This is a genomic window from Bacillus cereus group sp. BfR-BA-01331, from assembly GCF_022663915.1.
GTDB classification, from domain to species: domain Bacteria; phylum Bacillota; class Bacilli; order Bacillales; family Bacillaceae_G; genus Bacillus_A; species Bacillus_A mycoides.
On the sequence record NZ_JAKUGJ010000006.1, the window covers coordinates 11,711 to 33,997 of the forward strand.

Genomic DNA, 22,287 nt, shown 5'->3' on the forward strand with positions numbered 1-22,287 from the left:
ACTGGCTTTTCTAATGAATTTAATAAATATGAACCCCTTTCCGAACTAAGCGACGATACGTATGAACTTTCACCTAATAGAACGGGAACGTATTATATACCAGCCACCGGTTACGGTATCGATGGAAAAATAAAAGCAAACTGGAAAATACAATAAAAAAGGCAGTGCTTTTGCACTGCCTCCCTAAAATCTGACATAGAATGGATTCCATATTAACTTGCGTTTTGTAAAAATACTCGTTTTAGTTGCTTGCGGAAACGAATGCTTAACGTAATTGCTACAATGACAATGGCTCCGAAAATGATTTTGCCGATATGATCTCCTAGTAATCCGAAAATATCATGTAAGTTACCACCTAACCAGTAGCCACCGATTAAGAAGAACGATACCCAGAATAAAGCACCTGAATAAATTGTAATCGCAAAGCGGCGAAACGGTAAGTTAATGATACCTGCAAAGTATCCTGTAAAATGACGTACACCAGGAATGAAAAAGCCAATAAAGATAAGGAAATATCCGTATTTATCGAACCACATTCTCGTTAAATCAATTTTTCTTTGTGTTAAAAATACGTACTTCCCGTATTTTTGAACAAAAGGCATACCAAGCTTATTCCCTAAAAAGTATTGAATCGTCATTCCTACACTTGTCCCAATAAAGGATAGGATAATTAAAATAGGTAAACTTAGATCACCCTTCTGTGCTAAAAACCCCGCATATGCTAATGTTGGCTCTCCCGGAAACGGAAGTGCAATATATTCTAACAGCAGGCCTACAAGTACTACATAATACCCATATTGCTGAAATAATTCATGAACCCATTCCATGTCATCTCCCCTTTCATTCACGTACAACTTGTTACTATTATTGTATAAAAAAATTGTCGAAATAACTATCACAATAGCTTACATTTTTATTACATTTTTGTAAGGCTCATTCTAAAGTTTTTTGTTCTCTATTTACTTATATCTATTAGCATTTAAAAACAAGCTAACAACTATATATCACGCGAAGGAAATCCATTAATATACATTTTCCATCCAGTTTTTAACACTCGAAAACCACCTTATTTTGTTCTCTATAAAAAACCACCACAAACTCATATGAACTTCATATTAGCTTCATATACGTATTGTAAGATTATATCGGAATTTGTTGAAAAATTTAGCTAATATATGACTAAACATTAAACTGAATAAATATAAGTCGCTTTTCGAAATTGAAAAAAGGGTGAATAAGAAATGGAAGCTTATAAAATGCACGATTTTATTAATACGAATGTTGAATCTCATCAAAATGAAACCGTTTTTAATTTACAAATATGTGAAACAAATGAATTTGACGTAAGTTTAACAAAATCTACAACGCTGTCTTTTATCGTTTCAAAAAAGAACATTAAGATCGTCACGAGAAAATGGGTTAATTCAAATCAAGAAAGCATGATTGGCAAAAGCTACATCATTCCAACGAAAGCTTTTCACTATTTCTTACCGATTATTTCTGAAACTGAAGATGAACTAAATATTCAAGTTCAAAGTTTTGGACTACATGGTGAGCTTTTATTAAATGAAAGATTACTTATTGATAAAAACAACAAATGTAATACAAAGATTACTACCTTCTTTGAAACATTAGATGAAAATGTCAATCAAGCATTACGAGGATTACAAATTCATTGTATGTAAGACTACTACAATACGTAAAAGGAGAATATAATGAAAAAACTATTATTAAGTGCGCTATTATCATTAGGATTTTTAACTCTTCCATTCACTACTGCAGAAGCAGCTACGACGAAAGATCAGCTTATCGTAAACACAAAAATAAATAAAATGGATTATTATCAAGATGGAAAATTCATAAAAAGTTTCACTGTCGCTACTGGAAAAGCAGCAACACCAACACCTAAGGGTACTTTTCAAATCGTAAATAAAATTAAAAACCGTCCTTACTATACAGGAAAAATTAAAGGCGGCGATCCACGTAATCCACTTGGGGACCGCTGGCTCGGATTAAATATGGCAGGAACTTATGGAACAACGTATGCGATTCATGGAACTAACAATAATCAAGCAATCGGGAAAGCAACAACACTTGGTTGTATTCGTATGTTTAACAATGATATTCACTGGTTATTTGAGCGCGTTCAGCAGCAAGCTACTGTCACTGTAAATTAGCCTAGGAACAAGATTTATGTGTAGCCAAGAATTTTATGTCTTGGCTTATTTTATTTATTCATTTACAGTAGCAAAACAACTGTATTTACATATATAATAAAAATAGATTGCATTCAACATCATCGCAACATTGATAAACATGGATATTAAAATTATACAGTTATAATATTTTATAAATTTTACAATACATACTATAATAGAACTACTGTAATTCTGAACTATTCAATGACACTAAACAATCCCCCTTGCTACTTTCATTACTATTTTATAGCGGGGGCTTATTATATGTATAAACAATCTGAGTCATCCAAAAAATGATGAATTCGAATATTGCAGTAAAAAGCGTTATTTAGGAGGTGTTACTATGACGCATATACTGGTGATTGAAGACAACCCAGATATACAAGAACTTATTCGTGAATTTCTAATGGCACAAAACTTTACTGTTGATGTAGTTGGTGCTGGAACAGAAGGCATTCTTCTTTTCCAAAAAAATTCATACGATCTTGTCCTCCTCGATGTAATGTTACCAGATATAGATGGCTATAGTATTTGTAAAATTATGCGAGGACAATCTGATGTACCAATCATTATGTTAACTGGCTTACATAATGAAGAAAGTGAAATTAAAGGATTTGAGTTAGGTATTGATGACTATATTACAAAACCGTTCCATTACACCGTATTTATAAAACGTGTAGAAGCTGTATTAAGAAGGGCAGCAACAAAGGAAGCAGAAGCTGCAACTATACTACAATTCCATGAATTGATGTTAAATTCTACAGCATATGCCGCTTATGTTCATGGTAATCAAATTGAATTGACTACAAAAGAATTTGAAATTATATATACTTTACTGCAAAATCGGGGAAAAGTACTATCAAGAAGTGATTTGTTGAATAAGGTATGGGGCTATGAACATTATGGTGATGTGAGGGTTATAGATACACATATTAAAAACTTACGAAAAAAATTAGAAATTCCTTATATTAAAACGGTGAAAGGCATTGGCTACAAAATCGAATCGTAGCAAAGACAACATCACCAAAAATATATTCATCAAAACCTTATTATTTTGTATTCTGTTATCACTTTGTCTTTATCAAATTATTTATTTTCTAGCCTCAAATTACGATAAAGATCGTTTGAAAGCTTCTGGAACGCAAACTGCGGAACAAGCGGAATCAGACAAACAAAACGACCAAAGTAAAACAAAGCAAAATAAAGCTGTGTCAGAGAGTAGCATCTCTAATTTTCAATCTTCTCAAATAGACATGAAAGCACTCTCTACAGCCATCAATCATCTTTTGCAGCCTAGCCAAACTGCAAAAGCAAAAGAACATGCACAAAATATTCCAGGGAAAAGTAACACAACGTCTTCACTTACAGAAGCGGAAAAGCAAGTTACTAACAATGATGCCTTACATACACAAAATGCAGCAAGTAAAGCAAATGATACACATGATAATCCAAAGTTAACAGATGTGTTGCAGCAGTTAGCTCCACATATTGGGGCGACAATGCTAGCATTATCTCTGCTTGGATCTTTAATCTACGCAAAAATAATCGCCAAACCTTTCCGATATATGAGCGATGCTTTAAAAGATATTATGAATCTTGATTTCTCAGATAAAAAGCTACTTAACAAAAATACAGATCAAACAGATTTTAATTTGCAAGTAGCTGCCTCACAAGTACCTACTATTGTGAAAAATTTACATGAAAGCAATCAAGATTTAAGAAATGAACTCAAGAAGGAACAACAGTTAGAACAATCTCGTAAAGAATTTATGTCTATGATATCCCATGAATTAAAAACACCAATCGCAGCCGTTATGGGACAACTCGATGGCATGATTCACGGAATTGGCGCTTATAAAGATAGAGATAAATATTTAAAACGTTCATATGAGATGATGCAAGATATTAACATATTAACGGAAAAAGTGTCAGAATTATCCAAAATACAAAACCCTCAATTTAAACCAAATTTAAAAGTTATCTCATTAACTAATATTATTGAGGACGTTATAAAGAAAGTAGATTATTTTGTATCTGTAAAACAATTAAATGTTCAATCTAACATTAAACAAGATGCACAAATTTTAGCTGATCCTAAATTTATGCAAACTGCTATTTTTAACATCATTTCAAATGCAATTCATTATACAATTGACCATCAGCATGTATATATAAAACTTTATGAAAAGCCAAACGGTTACGCATTAGAAGTATTAAATACAGGTTCTCAAATTGATGAAGATAAACTTGCTCATTTATTTGAACCATTCTATCGCGCAAATCCTGACAAACATGGCTTAGTACAAGGTAGTGGTCTTGGGTTATATATTGTAAAACAAATATTAGATAAACATCAGTTTCCTTATGGAATACAGAACACACCTCAAGGTGTAAAATGCTCCATTGTATTCCCAAAAGCAATGTAAATTACTACTACAATTTCATACCCCAAACTCATACTTCGTATGAGTGGCGGAATTTTGTAGAGTCTCTGACTCTGTTTCGTTCGCCCGTTTTCCTTATTAGGATAACGGGCGTTTTTTATTTATCCCGCTATTTGCGGGCAGTAAAACTCCCACCTCAAAATTTGGCTGGAGCAAAGAAGTTAAGTGGGAGCCCTGCTGCCCGTAAACGCCCGATTGGTGCGGGCTGATAATCAGTGGTGGATGAAGAAAACCCCCACTGATTAAAGTTTCACTTTATATAAGGAGGTTTTCACATGGAGAAATTTAAGTATTCATTACTAGTTTTATTCGGCGCTTGTAGCTACGGCGTACTTTCAACTATTTTTAAACTCGGATTCATCGACGGATTTTCCGCACACCAACTACTAGGAGGGCAATATGTCTTCGGATGGATTGGGCTCCTTTTACTCGTTCTGTTCTTTTCACGTCATAAAGTATCAAAAAAACAATTCTTTTCGTTACTAACAGTCGGCACAACAATGAGTATGACAGGTATTTTCTATGCTATTTCCGTAGAAGAATTGCCAGCCTCTATCGCTGTCGTTTTACTCTTTCAGTTCACTTGGATTGGTGTAGTCATCGAAGCGATTGCCAACCGGACATTCCCAAGCCGTGAGAAAGTTATATCTATTATTATTTTATTTACTGGTACATTGTTTGCTGGTGGAGTATTTGAAGGCCTTGGACAAAACTTTTCTACGAAAGGTATTATTTTCGGACTATTAGCTGCCGTCTCTTTCTCATTCTATGTATTTGTAAGCGGGCGCGTTGCTACAGATGTTCCGCCTTATACGAAAAGCTTTCTTATGACAACGAGTGCTACTCTTATTGTATGCTTATTTTTCCCGCCTACCTTTTTAACGGACGGCGCTTTACAAGCAGGCCTATGGAAATATGCTTTCTTCCTTGGACTGTTCGGGGTTATTATACCTGTCATTTGTTTTTCAATTGGTGTACCAAAAGTCGGAACGGGACTTGGTACAATATTAGGTGCAGCTGAATTACCAACAGCAATTATCGCTTCTATTACACTTGTTCATGAAATTGTATCGCCAATGCAGTGGATTGGGATTGTAGTTATATTACTCGGTATTTTTACACCACAACTACTTACTGCTAGGAAAGAAAAAAAACATAATCGTGTGCATAGTGCGTGACAACATCAACTTGTATATAAATGCGAATAAAGTTACGATATGTTAAACTTTATTACTACCTTCAAAATAACATATGATATTGCGGCTATTATTCTCGTAATCCTTGCTGTACTTTTCTTTTTGAAAGATAAGAAAGAGGGATATACAGCATAACAAAAGACCTTTCATTTATTTGAAAGGTCTTTTCCTTATATTTCACTTTACCGCTCCATATAACTTCTCTACCTCATCTTCAATTTGTTTTACATCGATTCGCTCAAATAATGGCTGTACATTATCAATTCGGTTTGGCAACGTATTTTGAGGTTCCCAATTTACTTTAACACTCGATAATGTATTTCTAACTCTTTCACTTGAAAACGGTAAAAATGGTTCAAGCAGTTGTGCAAAGTTTGCTATTAGGTAAACACAATTATAAATTGTTTCCTCACATGAAACTGGGTCGTCTTCTCTTTGTTTCCAAGGCTGCTTTTCATCAAAGTATTTATTTGCAAAGCGTACTGCATCAAATATTGTTTCTAGTGCCACCTTAAATTTAGTTTGTTCAATCGCCTCTCCTACACTTTTATATAATCCTTCTACTTTATCTTTCAGCTCTACATCAATACTTCCCTTCGGTACAGCACCACCATAATATTTTTCAATAAACTTTAATGTCCGGTTCACAAAGTTCCCGTATGCACCTAACAATTCACTATTATGACTGTAAATGAATTCACGCCATGAAAAATCAGTATCACGATTTTCTGGTGCGTTAACTGTTAAAAAGTAACGAATAGAATCTGGATTATAGCGTTCCAATATATCAGGTACCCATACTGCCCAGTTTTTACTTGTCGATAATTTTCTTTTTTCTACTGTTAAATACTCATTCGAAACGATATGACGCGGGATCGCTTCTTCTCCTATTCCAAGTAATACCGCTGGCCAAATGATTGAATGAAACGGAATATTATCCTTACCATGTACATAATATGTTTTCGCTTCTTTATCCCAAAACTCTTGATCAGCTTTCTCTGTTTCTTCAGCCCAATGTTTACTCGCCGAATAATATCCTGCCACCGCTTCAATCCATACGTAAATTTTCTTATCTTCATATCCTGCCACCGGAATTGGTACCCCAATTGGTAAATCACGTGACACTGCCCTATCTTGTAATCCTTCCTTTAAATATCTCTCTGTTAATTGAATTGCATTGTCGCGCCATGTTCCTTTCTGCTTTGCAATTTCTACGACCTCTTTAATTTGCTGCTGAAATTTATGCAATGCAAAATAGAAATGCTCTGTTTCCTGTACTGATGGCGTACTACCACATAACTTACATTTCTTTTCTAACAAATCGAGTGGATCTAAAATAGCGGAACAAGCATCGCATTGATCGCCCCTTGCTGCTTCATGACAATGCGGACAAATACCTTCTACATATCGATCCGGTAAAAATTGCGTACACGTTTCGCAATAAGCTTGTTCAACTACTTTTTTATAAATATAACCTTCTTCTAATAGTCGCAAAAAGACTTTTTGAACCGTTTCATGATGATGCTCGCTATCTGTACGTGTATAGCAATCATAAGTAAAACCAAGGCTACGAAAACATCGCTCAAACTCCTCGTGATACTTATCAGCAATTTCTTTCACCGTCACACCGTCTTGCTTTGCTCTAATTGTAATCGGTGTTCCATTACAATCACTTCCTGAAACATACAACACATGCTCACCTTTTGCCCTGTAATAACGTGCTAAAATATCTCCTGGTAACAAACTAGCAATGTGTCCAAGATGTAACGAACCATTTGCATATGGCCAAGCGCCTCCAATAAAAATACTCATCTTATATTCCTCCTTTAAAATATAAAAAGCCCCGCCCTTATCTTAAAAAAGATAAGGGCGGGGCTGTATAAACAGTCGCGGTACCACCTTATTTCGTCAGTCATTCGCATAACTAACCTTAACAAGTACGGAGCTATATGCTCTTATACTGTGGTTTTGATAACGAGTACCAACTCTCGTCGCCGCCTACTATTATCATTTGATAAGTTCAGGACGAAGCTCAAAGGCCATTGTTCAAATGAATATTCTTGCTTCTTCTCAGCTACCGAAGCTCTCTGGACAGAATGATTTCATTCTACTTTTCCTTTTCAACGCTTTTATGTATAAAACGTATTTTACGACTTAACAACAGAAAAATCAAACTTTTATTCAAAAAAACAGGAAATTCTACTCACCCACCGAATAACTATACGTTCACAAAAGGAGTGATAAGATTGAATCAAAAGCAACTAAGTACTATTAATGAAAAAAGTTGGAACGCAGCTGCTTATGAAGCTTGGACAAATCGCCACGGGGCGCCAGAGGATTATGCGAAAAAGCTCATGGAAGATCCCGTGCGCGAGGTAAATCATTATTTACCTTACATACAATCTCCAAAAGGAACGCGTATTATTAATTTACTCGGATCAAAAGGAAATAAAGCAGTTGCTCTTGCTCTTTTAGGAGCCGATGTAACAGTTGTAGACATTTCAGCAAGTAATGAAAAATATGCAACCGAACTAGCCGAAGCTGCTGGTGTCTCTATTCAATATATCGTTTCCGATGTACTAGATTTAAATCTATCTCAATCATTTGATATCGTGTTACTGGAACTTGGCGTGCTCCATTACTTTTTAGACTTAAAACCACTCTTTCATATAATCTCTCACTTACTAAAACAAGATGGGACCTTTATACTACGTGACTATCATCCCGTTTATACAAAATTATTAGGAGTAGATCATCCATCATTTCGAGCAAATGGAAATTATTTCGACGAGGAACTTATTGAAGATGACGTAGCTTATAGCACTCTCCTTACGGGATCACAGAAATACGCTTTACCGAGAACAAAAATTAGGCGCTGGACACTAGGAGAAATCATTACATCAATGGCAGAAACAAATTTCAAGGTTGAAAAATTGATTGAAGAACACGGATCTCATCAAAAGTGGGTTTTCCCTTCTACTTCACCCGAAGGAATTGAAGAACGTATACCAGGTCTATACACATTAATTGCGACAACATGCAAAAAAGGATCCCTTCACGGATAGGATCCTTTTTTGCATGCTTACGCATATAAGTTGAGGTTGGAGATTACCATAATTCTGTAGAATAGGACACAAGATATTTCAACATTCGTCTCTGACTTACGTCGTCAAAAAGGGGTATGACCAACATAACGAAGAGTAATGTTCAGTTGATAGTGATAATCGTTATCAACTAATTAGAAGTATACAGGATGTTATTTCAAATTACAATACCATTTCTGATTTTTATTTATGAATTTTTTGATATACAAATGTATACATTTTAAGAACATTTACTCACATTAATCTGCCATATTCCATTATCTGCTATAATTTTCATTGAACAGATTAATAACTTCTTAATTATGTTTTTATTAGTTTCGTTCCCAATATTTATAAATTATAATAAATAGTTTTTCAAAAAAGGTAGGGGTAACAATGAAATATGTTAGCATTCGAAAAAAACTACTGTTCACACTCTTAAGCATTTCTTCCTTATTTAGCATTGCTCTTATTGTTATTCTTTCATTCGCGATGAATCAAGCAAGTGAAATCGAAACATTAAAGAATGATGTATCGAAAAGAGCAACGATTTTAAAAGAACGTGGCGATTGGTTCCAAGCGCAGGTCGCTGGTTTACAAGAATATTTACTATCACATGACCAAAAAGGATTGGATAAATTCAACCGGGAAGGAAAAAAACTAGCTGATACTAGGGAGAAAGTAACAAGTGATAAAAAACTCCCAGAAGGAATGAAAGAGGCCATTTTAATGGGAGCAAAATGGCGCAGCGTCGTAGATAATGAAGTCCTCCCTCTTGCACGGGAAGGAAAATGGGATGAAGCATCCAAAATTGCTCTTGCTCAAACAGATTATGTAAATGATCTTTTAAGTCGTTTTACTAAATATGCAAATGAAGAAAATGACAAACGGGACGTATTAATTGCTGACGTAGAGTCTTCTTCATCCCTTATTCAATATATTATTTTCTTCTCACTCATTACATGTACATTAACGTCTATTCTATTGGCATGGTGGTTCTCTGGTAAACTCGTTAAACCGATTCGACAAATTGATGCGAAGTTAAAAGAATTAGCTTCTCAAGATGGCGATTTAACCGCTAGATTACACGTAACGAGTAAAGATGAAATTGGTGACATCGCAAATTCCTTTAATCAAATGCTTGCTAACTTACAGCGTATAATAAAGCAAGTTCAACAAACATCAACAAGTGTAAAAGAAGCTTCTGAAAATGTGTTTATCGAAACAACTGCTTCTATGGAAAATACCGCAAAAACTAAAGAGACTATGAATGCTCTTGAGCACAATATTCGTTCACAAGTTTCTAGCATTGAAGAAAGTTCAACCGCAATGGATGATATGGCAACGAGTGTTCAGCGCATTGCACAAGCTGCCTCTTCTGCCGCTAGCCTAACTGTTACAACTTCTGAAAAAGCAGATGATGGAAATAAAGTCATTGAAAAATCTATTACACAAATGCATACAATTAACGAAGCTGTTAACGCTACATCACAAGTGGTAGAGCGACTCATTACACATACGAATCATATTGATACTGCACTTCAATCTATTTCTAATATTGCCGAGCAGACGAATTTGCTCGCTTTAAATGCTTCTATTGAAGCGGCCCGTGCTGGTGAACACGGAAAAGGATTCGCTGTTGTTGCCGATGAAGTACGAAAACTTGCTGAACAATCTCAGCTAGCAGCAAATGACATTAACCATTTACTTCATCAAATTCAAGCGGACACAAAAATAGCAAATGACATGATGACACAAGGTCAGTCAGAAGCTTCTGAAGGAATTACAGTCATTCGTACCGCTGGATCTTCATTCTCAGAAATTGTTAATCACATTAACAATTTCTCTACACAAATACAAGAAATGTCTGCAACTGCTGAAGAAATGGCCGCAAGTTCTGAAGAAATGAATGCAGCTTTAAATAATATCGCTTCTATTTCAAATGAAGTTGCTGCCGAAACATCGAAAACAGCAACTTCAGCTGGTGACCAAGTAAACAAAATGAGTGTCGTTGCTAAAAAATCATCAGAAATGAAAACAATTGTGCAAGAACTTGAAGTGCTCGTTTCTCATTTCAAAACAAATAGTTAAAATGAAAATTTCATTTATACTTCTACGAACTCTAAATTGTTAGAAAGAGCGATTTAGAGTCTCTCTTTTTTCACGCTAAAATATCTCTTTCTATCTCCCATTCTGTCTGCTATAATTCCTAAAGGAAAGAAGAAAGCTTTATTCCAGATGGAGTAAAGCTTTCTTTCAATTTTTTACATTAATTAATTAATTCTAATACTAAGATTTTACAAGGAGGATTTTTATCATATGAATTTTATTAGCATTCGAAAAAAACTAATGTTTATGATGGGAATGATTTGCGCTTTATTCGGTATCGCCTTAGCTTTTATTTTATTCTTTACCATGGATCAGTCTCATAAAGCTGAAACATTACAAAAAGAAATTTCTCCTCTTGCAACAGAATTGAAAGAGCGCGGAGACGCTTATCAAGTACAACTTTCTGCTTTAAGAGGTTATTTACTACAACATGATCAAGTCGAATTAGACAAGTTTAATGAGATGAGTAAACGTCTTGAAGATACAAAAGGGCAACTTCTTTCTAACCCTAACACTTCTCAGTCCGTGAAAAACACAACGGAATTAGGATCCACTTGGAGAAAGTTCATTGAAGAGAAAGTATTCACTCTTGCAAAAGAACAAAAATGGGAAGAAGCTTTACAAGTAGCTTCTTCAGAGAATGGCACTGTTTATAAAGTAATCGGTGATTTCACAAATTACAGTAATGAACAAGCTAAATTACGTGAACAAGCTATTGAAAAAATCGATCAATCTTCACTACGAATTGAATATGTTGTCTTCTTATCACTTGTTATTTGTATTGTAACTGCAATTATTCTTGCATGGTGGTTCTCTGGTAAGCTTGTAAAACCAATTCAACAAATTGATACTAAACTAAAAGAATTGGCCTCTCAAGAAGGCGACTTAACAGCCCGTCTACAAGTAAATAGCAATGATGAAATCGGTGCTATTGCCACATCATTTAATAAAATGTTAGAAAACTTGCAGCATATCATTAATCGTGTTCAAAAAACATCTGTAGAAGTACAAACGGCTTCTGAAAATATGCTAGAAAAGACTAATACATCACGCGAGGCGACAATAAGAGTTCAAAGCTCGATGTCCAACTTAAATTCAAGTATTCAATCGCAAACTTCTAGTATGGAAGAAAGCTCGACTGCGATGGATGATATGGCAATAAGTGTTCAGCGTATCGCTGAATCTGCTTCATCTGTAGCCGAACTTGCTGTAGCTACATCTGAACATGCTAACGACGGAAGTACTGTTATCCAAAAATCTGTTTCACAAATGACAACGATACATGAAGCTGTAAATGCTACATCAGAAGTAGTCGAACGTCTAATCACCCATACGAAATATATTGATACGGCTGTACAATCTATTTCTAATATCGCTGAGCAAACGAATCTACTTGCTTTAAATGCTTCTATTGAAGCGGCTCGTGCTGGTGAACAAGGAAAAGGATTTGCTGTCGTAGCTGATGAAGTTCGTAAACTTGCGGAACAATCAAAAACAGCGGCAAAAGATATTAACCAATTGCTTCATCAAATTCAAAATGATACGGAAACTGCTAGCTCTATGATGTCTCAAGGCCGCTCTGAAGCATTTGAAGGCATTACTGTCGTTCGTGAGGCTGGTACTTCTTTCACAACAATTGTTGAACAAGTAAATAAAGTATCAACTCAAATGCAAGACATATCAGCAACTGCTGAAGAAATGGCTGCAAGCGCTGAAGAAATGAACGCTTCACTTAATAACATTGCTTCTATTTCAAATGAAGTATCTAGTGAAACAGCCGCAACGGCACAATCTGCTGAACAGAAAGTCATCGTGATGAATGAAATGACTCTCACTGCAAAACAAATGAAACAAACAGTTGAAGAATTAGATCAGCTTGTATCTCATTTTAAAACTGAATAGCTTTTCAAAAAAATATTCCTCTCTCAGAGAGGAATATTTTTTTGAGCTCATTTCCTGCACTTATCCCGCATATCCGTTATAATGAGAACCGATATCATTAATATTTAGGGGGTGCTACACATGTCACAACAAGCGTTTGAAGAAAAGTTATATGCAAACTTAGAAGCTGTTATTGACCCTGAGCTAGGTGTTGATATTATCAATCTCGGATTAGTTTATGACGTTACAGCAGATGAAAATAATAATGCTGTCGTTACAATGACGATGACTTCTATCGGTTGTCCAATGGCTGGCCAAATCGTATCAGACGTTAAAAAAGTATTATCAACGAACGTACCTGAAGTAAATGAAATAGAAGTAAACGTTGTATGGAATCCGCCATGGACGAAAGAACGTATGTCGCGTATGGCGAAAATCGCACTAGGTATTCGTGATTAAATAAGGAAAAGACCTGACAATCCAGTCAGGTCTTTTTTCTCTTATTATTTTACTCCTACAGCGTCATAAGCTTTCGTTACAGCTTGTACCTCTTTAGAGTTTTTACCGAATAAATCTTCTGCTGATTGAAGTGCAGCTTGACGCATCATTTTGAAATCAGAGTTTGCAGTTAAATATTTTGTAAGAGCACGATAGTAAATTTTTTCTGTTGCTTCACGGCCCACTCCAGTTACTTTCACATTGTAATGCGTGCCGCCCTCAGAAACTAAATACGCCGCCTTATTGTTAATACTACTGTTAATATGAACGCCGCCATTATCAGCTGTTCCAGTATAACGTTTATTGTAGTGATCTGGGTAACCTTCACCTGGTTTTAATGGGTTTGGAATAGATGCTGGATCCTTCAGAGAACGAAGTGCATCTCCAGGTTTACCAGGTGTATAAATATCAGCACCTAAATCCCAGCTCTTCTTCTCAACCATGACGCCCATAATATCAGATAACGATTCATTTAACGCTCCTGATTCATTTTTATATACAAGGTTTGCTGTATGTTCAGTTACAGCATGCGTTAATTCGTGGCCAATAACGTCTAGGCCAGCTGATAATGGAATAAATGTCTTACCATCTCCATCACCATACATCATTTGTACACCGTTCCACGCTGCGTTATTCCAAGATTCACCTACGTGAACAGCAGAAATAAGTTTTGCACCTTTATCATCGAAAGAGTTACGGTTAAATGTCTTTTTATAATAATCATATACTTTTCCTGCATTCACATGCGCATCAACTGCCGCTTTATCTTCGAAGAACTTAGATTTACTTCCAATTTCTTCTCCTGTATATCCAAGAATTTGTGAGAATAAATTAAACCAGTCTTCGTTCATATTCTCTGCATCAAATGTATGGACACCTTGTCCTCGTGTACCATCAAATAAGTTGAACGCTCCTGTTTTCGTATCTTGAGCAATTTCAAATGATTGTCTAGCACCTAATACTCCGTAACCAAATCCAGTAATGTTATCTACAGCATTATATTTCTCAATAACATTTCCATTTGTTGCATCAACAAAGTAATGCCAATATCCTGGAGCTGGTTTCGAAACCGACGCTTTTACAAGATATGCAAGATAGTATTGACCATCTTTTTCATACACATATAAATCTTTTTTCACACCATCATAATTCTTTACTTTACCAATTTCTTTCTCAATATTAGCTTTTGCAATCGTTTCTGCTTGTTCCGCACTAATACTTGCAGATGCAGGAATATTTTTATTCTCTAAATTCGGAATAACTTGTCCGAAAAATGCTTTTACATTGTTCTCTTTATCAAGCGTAACTGTTTGATCTGAACCATACACAGGAATGTTATTATGCTTCTCAACTAACTTCACATGTGTTGTACCAGACTCAGCATCTTTTTCTTCACCAACGATATTGAAATGTTTGTCAATATTTCCTGCTAGTTTAAACATATCTTTTTTACTCTCTAAATATTGAAAGACCGTCTCTTTTTTATCTAGTCCTTCCGGCGCTTTCCATTCTTCACCTATGTAAGCTGGTGTTTTAAACTCTTGGTGATACTGGATTTTTTGCTCTTCTGCTTTCGTCGTAGTTGCTCCAAATGCCCCAAACCCACTTGCGATAACAGTTAATGCTAATGCTGATGAAATTACTTGCTTTTTCAATCTAACACTCCCCATTTCCCTAAAAGTTTTTAACACCTTTATAAATATTCTGAATAATCTTTCTAATACCTGCTCTCAAAAATTGAGAAAGTTTTTTCTGATAATTAAACTCACCAAAAAGAGGACATCGAAAAACGATGTCCTCTTTCCTATAACTTTTCATTCCGCTATTTATATGCTGGAAAGCCACCACCGATTAAAGCCTCACTTTATTGCATTTTCATTTCAATTGCTAAATAGTGAGACTTCTCTTTCGCTTGAATGTGAATATCTTCTTCTACAGCCTCCGCTGCATCACGCATTACAAGTGTTTCACCGTTTACAACGCTGCTACCGTCAATTTGTACAAGGTACAATTGACGTCCTTCTTTAACAGGAAAATGAATTTCTTTACCAGCTTCTAATGATAAAGAATATAAATTTGCATCTTGGTGAATATGAATTGGTGCATCTCCATCAGAAGGAGATACCATATGGAACCACTCATTTTCACGTTTACTCCAATCAAATTTAAACTCACCATAGTTTGGTTTATGACCGTCGCGGTCTGGTAAAATCCAAATTTGCAATAAACGTAATGTTTCACTTCCTAAGTTATGCTCACTGTGAAATACACCAGTACCTGCACTCATATATTGAACATGCCCACGCTCAATTGTCCCGCGGTTCCCCATACTATCTTCATGTGTTAATTCACCATCTATAACGTAAGAGATAATCTCCATATCACGGTGCGGATGCATATCAAAACCAGTTTGTGGCGCTATTAAATCATCATTCATAACACGTACTGCTCCAAAATTCATGTTGTTTGGATTATAATAATTTGCAAAGGAAAAATGAAAATGTGTATTTAACCACCCATGATTTGCTCTTCCCATATTTTTATGATCAACTTTTCTAAACATATCCTTCACCTCATATTATCTCGAAATCGAGATAATTATTTTTAATTTTTATCACTGCAACTTCTTCAGTAATTCTAATAATTGTTTTTGTTCTTCTCTATTTAACTTATCAAATTGCTCTGCTTGAAATGTTTCTTGCGGCGGGACTATTTCTTCATATAGAACCTTTCCCTTTTCTGTTAATGAAATATATTTCGTAGTACCTTCTTGTTCACGCTGAATCCAATCTAGTTGCTCCATCTTATTTAAAAGTTGAGTAACATTTCCTTTCGTAACAAACAACTTATTTCCAAGTTCTTGCTGCGTTAAACGATCGTTTCCTCCAATTTGAACTAATACATCAAACTGAGCGGCAGATACATTCCACTTTTTCAAATGCTGATTCGTCTCACGAATACTTCTATTATAAAAGCGTGATAAACGAAACCATAATAGTACTCCAAGTCTTTCCCCTGCTTTCATTCCATCACCTCGCTCATTTGATACTATTAGTTTAGAACTAAACTTATTAAAGGTCAACTACTTATTTTTAATTAGCAATAAATAAAAGCACAGTGATTTTTCTCCACTATGCTTCAGATTAAATTTCTATTTTTATATTCATCTAGCTTCCTCTCCGCGAAATGCCTCGCATCTTTCTCAATCCATCTTTCTTCGTATAGTTCATTTCCAACATATAGTACATCGTCCTTATGCTGCATCGCATGCCTGAATTCATGCAATAGCGTTTTGAGCACTTGCTCATACTCTTCCCACATACAAACGAAAATTAATTGTTTTTCTTTATGATAAAAACCACCTACTGGGAATAAAAACTCCTCTTCTTCTTCTCCTAATGATAAAAGTACATGATTCGCATCACACGTATCACAAAAAATAACTGGCGTTGCACTTACTTCAATAAGAGAAAATAAATCATTTCTTAACTTTTTGACATCCCAAGGAAGCTCCGAATCCAACACATACCAATTCTCAACTTGTTGATATACATTTTGAAACTGGAGTTCCATTTCTCAATAATCCCCTTCCTAAACTCCCTTTTCCTATATATATGCCACAATATGGTAAATATTAAACATACACTTTCATCCTTTAAAAAATGACGATAAAAAAGAATCTATGTCAGCATAGATTCTTTTTCCGTAATCACTTTTTTTTCATCATTTTTTTTAATATAAAATAACCAATTGCACAAACAATAGCAGCAAGTGCAAAGTATTTCACATATGGCCCAGCTACTTTATTAATACTTTCCCACTCTGTTCCTAATTTAAAACCTAAATATACAAATACAATTGACCATGGAATGACAGCTAGTGTAGTTAGCGTAATAAACTTAGCATGTGACATTTTCGCAATACCCGCTGGTATCGAAATAGCATGACGCACAACAGGAATAAAACGCGCTGTAAAAATAACACCAGTTCCGTAACGATTAAACCACGCTTCAGCATAATCAATATGTTTCTTCTGAATCAAAATATATTTTCCATATCGCTCAAGAACAGGTCTTCCTCCGTATCGACCGATCCAATAAATGAATAGTTGTGCGATTACACCACCAATTGTACCGAACGCGACAGCCCCCCAAAATGTAATGCTTCCTGTTGATACTAAATAACCTGCATAAGATAATACGATTTCACTTGGGATAACCTCTATCATTAATCCCAGCATAATTCCCCAATAACCAAGTCCTTCTAGAAAAACTAAAACTGAGTGAATCAACTCTCCTAACATCATTTACCTCTCTTTACTGTTTTCATTGCAAAAAATAAAAGTACAAGCAGTAAATATCTTGTACTTTTATTTTTTCAAAATTTATCTAGTCTTCGTATCCCACTTAAAGATTTTATTTAAAAATTTATATACATTCTTTGACTCTTTCGTCAGAAGTGGACCTAAGATCGATAGTATAAGCACGTATAGTGCTGAGAATGGTTTCAGTACTGACATTAAACCACCGGCGATGCCGATATTAGCCATAATGATGGAGAATTCTCCTCTTGAAACGATTGTTAATCCAATATTTGTTGATGCTTTATGAGATAATCCAGCTTGTCTTCCTGCAATCATCCCTGCAACAAAGTTTCCGACGATTGTAAGAAGGACAGCACCTAACGTTAACCATATCGCCCCGCCTAATGAAAACGGATCGATACTTAATCCGAAACTGAAGAAGAAAATAGCTCCGAAGAAGTCTCTAAATGGAACAACAAGATGTTCAATTCGATCACTATGCTCTGTCTCAGAGAAAACTAACCCTAAAAGAAGTGCCCCGATTGCTTCTGCAACGTGAATTGTTTCTGAAAAACCTGCAATAAAGAATAACGAAGCAAATACTACAATAATGAAAATTTCATCTGAACTAATATTGAGCAATTTATTTAATAACGGCGTCGCCTTTCTAGCTACAATAAAGAAGAGAAGCATGTATCCTAAAGCAATTCCAATTGAAGTAAGAGCACCTAAGAAGGAAGCATGATCCCCAAGAACTAAGCCTGAAACGACTGATAAATATACAGCAAGGAATATATCTTCAAACATAATAATTCCTAAAATTAATTCGGTTTCATTATTACCAGTTCTTCTTAAATCCACTAACACTTTAGCAACGATAGCACTAGAAGAAATCGTAATAATACCCGCAATAATTAAGATTTCGAGTAATGGGAATCCCATTATAAATCCGTATAATAATCCTAGCGAAAAGTTAATCAAAATATAGATTGTTCCACCAATCGCGATAGAACGTCCAGATTTAATTAGTTTTTTCATCGAAAACTCTAATCCCAGATAGAAAAGAAGGTACAGAACGCCAATCCTTCCAAGGAAGGATATCACACTTGCACTTTCAATAAATTTGAGATCGATAACACCTATTGTCGGCGCGTGCGGTCCTACTAACATCCCAAGAACAATTAGAAAAGGAATTACTGAGAATTTAAACTTTCCAGCAATTACCGCCGCAATTGCTACTAAAACTAAAGCTGTACCAACTTCAAAAATTAAAGTATCCATCTAGTCAGTCCCCCTATTCGAAAGTAATTCATTAATAATTTTTTTAATTTCTTCTCTCTCACCTGAAACTACAAGCATATCTCCTTCTTCAATCACCGTGTCTGGACCTGGATTAAATAGCTTTTTCATATTCTTTTTCATAACTGCAATTATCGTTACGCTATATGTTTTTCTTATTTCAAGATCACCAATTGTTTTTCCAATTGCTGGTGCTGCATTCTCCACTTTGAACCACTCAATTGCTAAACCTTCAAAGACCATCTCAACATTTTCTAGTGCCCTAGGCTTATATACCATCCCGCCTAATATTGCTGCAATTTGTCTTGCCTCTGAGTCGCGCAATGAAATGCTTGATAGACTTTCTTCATGGTCTGAATCGAAATGATACATTTCTCTACGTCCATCATCATGAATAACAATCACCATTTTTTCGTTACCTTTCGTAACGATTTGAAACTTGTAACCAATACCTGGAAGTTCACTTTCTCTAATATTCATCTTTAACTCCTCCTCAACGGATTTATATTTAAATTTTCTGTTTTTCTGTCTTTTATTCATCCAATCAATTTTAGAAATTCTAACCATTCAGGATATTTGTGATTTGGAAATCTTTTATTGTAATAATAAGCAGCTCCTAGAAACATACTTGAAGATGTAACGATAAAAAATAAATTACTTCTCGTTTTCAAAATCTTAAGGCTTACTTTTAATAAAGATTCTTCTTTCAAATTATCCCCTCTTTCTCGCTTTAAATTTAGTTTTTTAAAATGTAAATAATTCTAAAAACTTTATGATGTAACTTAATCATAACATAAAACACATTTAAGTAACATATTTTTTTGCAGGATTTGATTCTGGTATACTTTTTGCATATACTTTTCTTATTATGAAAAAAAGGAAGTGTATTATATGGTTGATATCTTTAGCAGATTCCTTGAAGTAACGAATAATATTTTGTGGTCATATATTCTTATTGCAATGCTAATCGGCTTCGGTCTTTATTTCTCTTTTAAATTAAAATTTGTCCAAATTACTCATTTCGGTGAAATGGTCAGTTTAATTAGTAAAGGGTTCAATCGAAAAGAAAAGAAAAAAGATAGCGTCTCTCCATTCCAAGCATTTTGCTTAAGTGCAGCTGCACGTATTGGTATCGGGAACTTAGCTGGTGTAGCACTAGCAATTTCAATGGGCGGACCTGGCGCAATATTTTGGATGTGGTTTATCGCCATTATCGGTGCAGCTACTAGTTTTGTAGAATGTACTCTCGCACAAATTTATAAAGTAAAAGACGGACGTGGATTCCGTGGTGGTCCTGCTTACTATATGGAAAAAGGCTTAAACAAGCGCTGGATGGGTATTTGGTTTTCACTTCTCATTACAGTTGCATACGGATTAATCTTCAACTCAGTACAAGCAAATACAGTAACAATAGCGTTTGAAAATGCTTTTGGACTAGAGCGAACTATCGTAGGAGCTGTATTAGCTTTATTAGTTGCTGTTATTATTTTTGGTGGTATTAAAAGCATTTCACGTATTACAGAATTGATTGTTCCTCCAATGGCAATCATTTATATCGGCGTAGCTGTTTTTGTCGTTATTAACAACTTCAATATGTTACCAAGCATTTTCATGGAAATATTTAACGGCGCATTTGGTTTAGACCAAGCCATCGCTGGTGGTATTGGAGCAGCAATCAAGTTCGGAATTCAGCGCGGTTTATTCGCGACAGAAGCAGGTATGGGTAGCTCTCCTAACGCAGCTGCAACATCAGATGTATCTCATCCTGTAAAACAAGGACTTGTTCAAGCATTAGGTGTTTTCGTAGATACATTCTTAGTATGTACATCAACAGCATTTATCGTATTATGTTCTGGACTTTACAAAGGATCAAATTTACAAGGAATTGAATTAACACAACAAGCATTAAGTTCACAAATTGGATCGTGGGCTAGCACTTTCTTAGCGATTATTATTTTCCTATTCGCTTTCAGTTCTTTACTTGGAAACTACTATTATGGTGAAACAAATATCGCATTCATTAAAGAAAGCAAAACATGGCTAATGATTTATCGTGTTGCAGTTGTAGGAATGGTTTTCTTCGGATCAACCGCTGCCCTTCAAACAGTTTGGAGCTTAGCTGATTTATTCATGGGACTAATGGTACTCACAAACTTAATTGCCATCTCATTCCTTAGCAAATTTGCCTACTCAGCATTAGTAGACTATATAAAACAAAAGAAACAAGGAAAAGATCCTGTTTTCCTTGCAAGTTCTATCCCTGGCTTAAAGAATACTGAGTGTTGGGATGGGCAAGATTTAGAAGAGAAGAAACAAGCTATATAATAATTAAAAGCGGATGCGGCTCGTTCAGAACAAGAGGGTGTTGGAACTCCTGATTCCGAGGCGCTCTTTGCCTCGAATGAAGGAGTGAAACAACCGACTGTTCTAGCCGCTGGAGCTGGATAGCATTAAAAGCGGATGCGGCTCGTTCAGAATGTGAGGAGGATGGAGCTTTTGATGTAGAGGCGCTCTTTGCCTCGCAGGAAGAAGCGAAGCCACCGAACATTCTAGCCACTGGAGCTATATATCAAATAAAAATCCCTATTACTTCACAGTAATAGGGATTTTTTATTTACAACAGTTCATAATTTGTTCAAATTAATTCCAGCAAAAGGGTTGATTTATACAAATTACTAGATTATAATAATTATAAATTAGTAATTCGTATAAAATAATAACTCAAGAGGAGATTGATCATAATGAATACACAAGTAATCGAAGCATTAAACAAACAAGTAGCAAACTGGAGCGTTTTATTTACAAAACTACACAACTTCCATTGGTACGTAAAAGGACCTCAATTCTTCACACTACATGAAAAATTTGAAGAGCTTTACACAGAATCAGCTACTCACATCGATGAAATCGCAGAACGCATTTTAGCAATTGGCGGCAAACCAGTAGCAACAATGAAAGAATACTTAGAACTATCTTCTATTCAAGAAGCAGCTTACGGAGAAACTGCAGAAGGGATGGTCGAAGCAATCATGAAAGACTACGAAATGATGCTAACTGAACTGAAAAAAGGCATGGAAATCGCTCAAGAATCTGACGACGAAATGACATCTGACCTACTACTAGGCATCTACACAGAACTAGAAAAACACGCTTGGATGCTACGTGCATTCTTGAATCAATAATAGATTTTAAAGCGGAGGTGACTTGCTCAGAACAAGAGGGCATTGGAGCTCCTGACGAAGAGGCGCTTTTTGCCTCACAGGAAGGCGCGAAATG

The 22,287-nt window shown here is 35.4% G+C and carries 21 protein-coding genes and 1 other annotated feature; of the genes, 11 read left to right on the forward strand and 10 right to left on the reverse strand.

Annotated features, from left to right (window positions below):
* Positions 1-212: 212 nt before the first annotated feature.
* Complete coding sequence (locus MR155_RS12825) at positions 213-827, reverse strand: DedA family protein (RefSeq protein WP_002143668.1); 615 nt, start codon at positions 825-827, stop codon at positions 213-215.
* 414 nt (positions 828-1,241) lie between these two features.
* Here MR155_RS12825 and MR155_RS12830 point away from each other — a divergent pair, with 414 nt between their 5' ends.
* From MR155_RS12830 to MR155_RS12850, 5 genes are all read left to right on the forward strand, one after another.
* A complete protein-coding gene (locus MR155_RS12830; protein WP_219301018.1) occupies positions 1,242-1,685 on the forward strand; it encodes a DUF3978 family protein in 444 nt (147 codons plus the stop codon).
* Positions 1,686-1,715: 30 nt separating this feature from the next.
* Positions 1,716-2,177 carry a L,D-transpeptidase gene (locus MR155_RS12835; protein WP_002015973.1) on the forward strand — a complete coding sequence of 154 codons (462 nt, stop codon included), beginning with the start codon at positions 1,716-1,718 and terminating at the stop codon, positions 2,175-2,177.
* Positions 2,178-2,541: 364 nt separating this feature from the next.
* Positions 2,542-3,207, forward strand: coding sequence for a response regulator transcription factor (locus tag MR155_RS12840; protein WP_000148832.1), 666 nt, complete (start codon positions 2,542-2,544; stop codon positions 3,205-3,207).
* Positions 3,185-4,624, forward strand: coding sequence for a sensor histidine kinase (locus MR155_RS12845; protein WP_012261947.1), 1,440 nt, complete (start codon positions 3,185-3,187; stop codon positions 4,622-4,624). The genes MR155_RS12840 and MR155_RS12845 overlap by 23 nt, the downstream gene beginning before the upstream one ends.
* A 293-nt stretch (positions 4,625-4,917) precedes the next feature.
* Positions 4,918-5,820, forward strand: coding sequence for an EamA family transporter (locus MR155_RS12850; RefSeq protein ID WP_002167423.1), 903 nt, complete (start codon positions 4,918-4,920; stop codon positions 5,818-5,820).
* A gap of 195 nt (positions 5,821-6,015) precedes the next feature.
* Here the strand turns inward: MR155_RS12850 and metG are convergent, their stop codons facing one another.
* Entirely contained in the window at positions 6,016-7,650 is a 1,635-nt protein-coding gene (gene metG / locus MR155_RS12855; RefSeq protein ID WP_242310061.1) for a methionine--tRNA ligase, read from the reverse strand.
* A gap of 50 nt (positions 7,651-7,700) precedes the next feature.
* Positions 7,701-7,971 (reverse strand) — a binding site (T-box leader).
* Positions 7,972-8,084: 113 nt separating this feature from the next.
* On the opposite strand from metG, the gene MR155_RS12860 reads away from it, so the two are divergent.
* From MR155_RS12860 to MR155_RS12875, 4 genes are all read left to right on the forward strand, one after another.
* Positions 8,085-8,903, forward strand: a complete 819-nt coding sequence (locus MR155_RS12860) for a class I SAM-dependent methyltransferase (protein WP_242310064.1) — start codon at positions 8,085-8,087, stop codon at positions 8,901-8,903.
* Positions 8,904-9,317: 414 nt separating this feature from the next.
* Entirely contained in the window at positions 9,318-11,012 is a 1,695-nt protein-coding gene (locus MR155_RS12865) for a methyl-accepting chemotaxis protein (protein ID WP_219301014.1), read from the forward strand.
* 228 nt (positions 11,013-11,240) lie between these two features.
* Positions 11,241-12,932 (forward strand): methyl-accepting chemotaxis protein, encoded by a 1,692-nt coding sequence (locus MR155_RS12870; RefSeq protein WP_242310067.1) that lies wholly within the window; start codon positions 11,241-11,243, stop codon positions 12,930-12,932.
* Positions 12,933-13,052: 120 nt separating this feature from the next.
* The gene (locus tag MR155_RS12875; RefSeq protein WP_002015982.1) at positions 13,053-13,370 is read left to right on the forward strand and encodes a metal-sulfur cluster assembly factor; all 318 of its coding nucleotides are present in this window, start codon (positions 13,053-13,055) and stop codon (positions 13,368-13,370) included.
* A 44-nt stretch (positions 13,371-13,414) separates the two neighbouring features.
* Here the strand turns inward: MR155_RS12875 and MR155_RS12880 are convergent, their stop codons facing one another.
* From MR155_RS12880 to MR155_RS12915, 8 genes are all read right to left on the reverse strand, one after another.
* Positions 13,415-15,064, reverse strand: coding sequence for a M4 family metallopeptidase (locus MR155_RS12880; RefSeq protein ID WP_133116626.1), 1,650 nt, complete (start codon positions 15,062-15,064; stop codon positions 13,415-13,417).
* 209 nt (positions 15,065-15,273) lie between these two features.
* On the reverse strand, positions 15,274-15,972 hold the full coding sequence (locus MR155_RS12885; protein ID WP_242310070.1) for a pirin family protein: 699 nt from the start codon (positions 15,970-15,972) through the stop codon (positions 15,274-15,276).
* 51 nt (positions 15,973-16,023) lie between these two features.
* Positions 16,024-16,434, reverse strand: a complete 411-nt coding sequence (locus MR155_RS12890; RefSeq protein WP_002129828.1) for a MarR family winged helix-turn-helix transcriptional regulator — start codon at positions 16,432-16,434, stop codon at positions 16,024-16,026.
* Between the two features lie 113 nt (positions 16,435-16,547).
* Positions 16,548-16,982 carry a DUF3920 family protein gene (locus tag MR155_RS12895; protein WP_002015986.1) on the reverse strand — a complete coding sequence of 145 codons (435 nt, stop codon included), beginning with the start codon at positions 16,980-16,982 and terminating at the stop codon, positions 16,548-16,550.
* Between the two features lie 136 nt (positions 16,983-17,118).
* Positions 17,119-17,712, reverse strand: a complete 594-nt coding sequence (gene uptA, locus MR155_RS12900; protein ID WP_000900199.1) for an undecaprenyl phosphate transporter UptA — start codon at positions 17,710-17,712, stop codon at positions 17,119-17,121.
* A gap of 81 nt (positions 17,713-17,793) precedes the next feature.
* Positions 17,794-18,993: a cation:proton antiporter gene (locus MR155_RS12905; protein ID WP_242310073.1), complete on the reverse strand. Its 1,200-nt coding sequence runs from the start codon at positions 18,991-18,993 to the stop codon at positions 17,794-17,796.
* The gene (locus tag MR155_RS12910) at positions 18,994-19,491 is read right to left on the reverse strand and encodes a cation:proton antiporter regulatory subunit (protein ID WP_002015988.1); all 498 of its coding nucleotides are present in this window, start codon (positions 19,489-19,491) and stop codon (positions 18,994-18,996) included. It lies immediately after the preceding gene.
* 56 nt (positions 19,492-19,547) lie between these two features.
* Positions 19,548-19,721, reverse strand: coding sequence for a hypothetical protein (locus tag MR155_RS12915; protein WP_002143679.1), 174 nt, complete (start codon positions 19,719-19,721; stop codon positions 19,548-19,550).
* 181 nt (positions 19,722-19,902) lie between these two features.
* Here MR155_RS12915 and MR155_RS12920 point away from each other — a divergent pair, with 181 nt between their 5' ends.
* Together MR155_RS12920 and MR155_RS12925 are read left to right on the forward strand one after the other, a co-directional pair.
* Positions 19,903-21,336 carry an alanine/glycine:cation symporter family protein gene (locus MR155_RS12920; protein ID WP_219301011.1) on the forward strand — a complete coding sequence of 478 codons (1,434 nt, stop codon included), beginning with the start codon at positions 19,903-19,905 and terminating at the stop codon, positions 21,334-21,336.
* Between the two features lie 416 nt (positions 21,337-21,752).
* Positions 21,753-22,193, forward strand: coding sequence for a Dps family protein (locus MR155_RS12925; RefSeq protein ID WP_088008515.1), 441 nt, complete (start codon positions 21,753-21,755; stop codon positions 22,191-22,193).
* Positions 22,194-22,287: the final 94 nt, after the last annotated feature.